3 protein-coding genes are annotated in these 2,604 nt (G+C 75.5%); all 3 read left to right on the top strand.

The annotated features are described in order from the left end of the window. Nucleotides 1–382: cupin domain-containing protein (locus AB0I76_RS27395; RefSeq protein ID WP_357041268.1), on the top strand; the 382-nt coding region annotated here is incomplete at its 5' end. Then, nucleotides 379–1,653 carry a beta-ketoacyl-[acyl-carrier-protein] synthase family protein gene (locus tag AB0I76_RS27390; RefSeq protein ID WP_357041265.1) on the top strand — a complete coding sequence of 425 codons (1,275 nt, stop codon included), beginning with the start codon at nt 379–381 and terminating at the stop codon, nt 1,651–1,653. The genes AB0I76_RS27395 and AB0I76_RS27390, both read left to right, overlap by 4 nt. Then, nucleotides 1,650–2,604 (top strand): beta-ketoacyl synthase N-terminal-like domain-containing protein (locus AB0I76_RS27385; RefSeq protein WP_357041262.1); only part of this gene is annotated, 955 nt, incomplete at its 3' end. The genes AB0I76_RS27390 and AB0I76_RS27385, both read left to right, overlap by 4 nt.

The raw sequence follows: 2,604 nt of genomic DNA, 5'->3' as shown, positions 1-2,604 counted from the left end.
CGTCGCCGCCGTCGACGTGCCGCCGGACCGCCGGCGCGGCGGCGAACTGCGGGTGCTGCTCGGTCCCCGCACCGTCGGCAGCACCTCCGGGTTCATGGGCGTCGCCGCGCTGCGCCCCGGGGAGCGCATCGCCGAGCACTACCACCCGTACAGCGAGGAGTTCCTGTACGTGTCGCGCGGCGCGATCACCGTCGACCTCGACGACGTGCCGACGCCGCTGGCCGCCGGTCAGGCGCTGTTCGTACCGGTCAACGTCCGGCACCGGCTGCGCAACACCGGCGACGAGCCGGCCGAGGTGGTCTTCCAGCTCGGCCCCCTGGCACCCCGCCCCGAGCTGGGCCACGTCGACACCGAACTGGTCGAACAGCGGGGCGGGTCATGAGTGCGCGCCGCACGGTGGTGACCGGCGTCGGGGTGGTCGCCCCGGGCGGTGCCAGTCGGGACCGGTTCTGGAAGGCGATCACCGAGGGGCGTACCGCGACCCGCCGGATCACCTTCTTCGACCCGTCGCCGTTCCGCTCCCAGATCGCCGCCGAGTGCGACTTCGCGCCGGTCGCGGCCGGCCTCACCGACGCCGAGTGCCGCCGCGCCGACCGGTACGTCCAGTTCGCGCTGGCCTGCGCCGCCGAGGCCGTCGCCGACGCCGGTCTGGACCTCACCGACGCCGAGCGCGACCGTGCCGGGGTGGTCCTCGGCACCGCCGTCGGCGGCACGATGGCCCTGGAGCAGGAGTACGTGACGGTCAGCGACAGCGGCCGGCACTGGCTGGTCGACGCGGCACGCGGCGGCCCGTACCTCTACCAGGCCCTCATCCCCAGCAGCCTCGCCGCCGACGTGGCCTGCAGGCACGGTCTGCACGGCCCGGCCCAGGTCGTCTCCACCGGCTGCACCTCCGGCATCGACGCCATTGGGTACGCCCACCAGCTCATCGCCGACGGCGAGGCCGACATCGTGCTCGCCGGCGCCGCCGACTCGCCGATCTCACCGGTGACCGTCGCCTCCTTCGACGCCATCAAGGCGACCAGCCCGGACAACGACGACCCGGCGCACGCCTCCCGGCCCTTCGACGCCGACCGGCGCGGCTTCGTGCTCGCCGAGGGGGCGGCGGTGCTGGTGCTGGAGGAGGCCGGGCACGCCCGGCGACGGGGCGCGCACGTCTACTGCGAGGTCGCCGGGTACGCCAGCCGCAGCAACGGCTACCACATGACCGGGCTGCGGCCCGACGGGCTGGAGATGGGGCTGGCGGTCACCGCCGCGCTCAAGCAGGGCCGGATCGCGCCCGAGCAGGTCTCCTACATCAGCGCACACGGCTCCGGCACCCGGCAGAACGACCGGCACGAGACCGCCGCGTTCAAGCGCGCCCTGGGGCAGGCGGCGTACCGGGTCCCGATCAGCTCGATCAAGTCGATGGTCGGGCACTCGCTCGGCGCCATCGGCTCGATCGAGATGGCCGCGTGCGCCCTGGCGATCGAGTTCGGCGTGGTTCCGCCGACCGCCAACTGGACCACCCGGGACCCCGAGTGCGACCTGGACTACGTGCCGAACGAGGCCCGCGAGCTGCCGGTGGACGTGGCGCTGTCGGTCGGCAGCGGCTTCGGCGGGTTCCAGTCGGCCATGGTGTTCCGCCGGCTGTCTCCGGCGGTGGCGGGGTGACCGCCCGGGCCGTCGTCACGGGGATCGGGGTGGTCGCGCCGAGCGGCGTCGGGGCCGACGCCCACTGGCGCACCGTGCTCGCCGGCACCCGCCGCACCGGCCCGCTCACCCTCTTCGACCCGTCCGGCTACCCCACCCGGTACGGCGGGGAGGTGCCCGGCTTCGACGCCGCCGCGTACGCCGACAACCGCCGGCTCGTGCAGACCGACCGGTGGACGCATCTCGGGTTCGCGGCCACCTCCCTCGCCCTCGCCGACGCCGGCCTGCCCGAGCGTGCTCCCGACCCGTACGGCTACGCGGTCGCGCTGGCCAGCTCGTCCGGCGGCAACCTGTTCGGGCAGCGGGAACTGCAGCGGCTCTGGGGCGGGCCGTCGCGCACCGTCGGGGCGTACCAGTCGATCGCCTGGTTCTACGCCGCCAGCGTCGGCCAGCTCTCCATCCACCACCAGTTCAAGGGGCCGTGCGGGGTGCTGGTCGCCGAGGCGGCCGGCGGGTTGGACAGCCTCGCCCACGCCGCCCGGGCGGTCCGCCGGGGCACCGCCGTGGTGATCGCCGGGGCGACCGAGTGCCCGCTGAGCCCGTACGCCCTGGCCTGTCAGCTCCGCTCCGGGCTGCTCAGCGACGTCGCGGACCCGGAGCGGGCGTACCGGCCGTTCGACGCGGCCGCCAGCGGCTACCTGCCGGCGGAGGGCGGCGCGGTCTTCGTGGTCGAGGAACTGGCCCACGCGCTGGGCCGGGGGGCCCGCGTCTACGGCGAGGTGACCGGGTGGGGCTCGACCCACGACGCCGTCCACACCGGACCGGACACCGCCGGCGACCCCGGGCAGTACGCCCGCGCGATGCGGCTGGCCCTGGAGCGGGCGGCCGTCGCGGCGGACACGGTCGACGTGGTGCTGCCCGACGCGCTCGGCGTGCCCCGGTACGACCGGAGCGAGGCCGAGGCGCTGCGCG

Origin of the sequence: Micromonospora sp. NPDC049799 (genome assembly GCF_040656655.1) — a bacterium.
Lineage (GTDB): Bacteria > Actinomycetota > Actinomycetes > Mycobacteriales > Micromonosporaceae > Micromonospora.
The sequence above is the reverse complement of the archived record's forward strand: the minus strand, read 5'-3'. Positions and strand labels throughout refer to the sequence as shown.